This window comes from Vibrio sp. Y176 (assembly GCF_033438945.1).
This window is the reverse complement of record NZ_JAWOQS010000575.1, coordinates 1-679: the sequence shown is the minus strand read 5'-3', so window position 1 is coordinate 679 and position 679 is coordinate 1. Positions and strand designations below refer to the sequence as shown.

1 pseudogene is annotated in these 679 nt (G+C 49.3%); it reads left to right on the top strand.

Annotated elements, in window-relative coordinates:
• A pseudogene (locus R7O13_RS27380) lies at positions 1 to 679 on the top strand (flagellar biosynthesis protein FlhF); the annotation flags it as partial.

Genomic DNA, 679 nt, shown 5'->3' with positions numbered 1-679 from the left:
AGATGAAGATAAAATTAGCCTACAAAACAGCAAAGAAAAATCAGGCTCGATGACACAGCGATTCGCGAACATGCTGAAGCAATACAGTGGTGGCGCAGCAGAATCTGACGATCATGTTGCGGAAAACGAAGATTCGTTATCAGCCCTATTGCAACGCCAAAATAAGCACCGCGAAAGCTACAACCAAGAAAAGCCCGTGCCATACCAGCCGGACTCTCCTTTGGCGAAATTGATTGCTCAAGATAACCGTTTTGAGCGACCAACGCCGAAGTTAGATCCTACGCGCTATGACCGTCGTCGCCCATCCTCTGAAGAGCGTGACGAGTCAGCAAAAGAGCTGGAGAACATGCGCGAAGAGATGACTTCGATTCGTCGTCTGCTGGAACATCAAGTCTCCGGTTTAATGTGGCAAGAAGTGGAACGTCGTGAGCCATTAAGAGCCATGCTTATCAAACGCTTAGAGCGTATGGGCGTGTCTCCTGAGCTTGCAGACCAAATGGCATGTTACATCCCAGAAGACACCAAGCCTGCACGTGCGTGGAAGGCGTTGCTGTCACTCGTTGCGGATCAAATTAACATACCAAAACAAGATATTTTAAAACGTGGTGGTGTGGTTGCATTGCTTGGCCCTACAGGCGTCGGAAAAACGACAACTGTCGCGAAGCTTGCTGCACGCGCA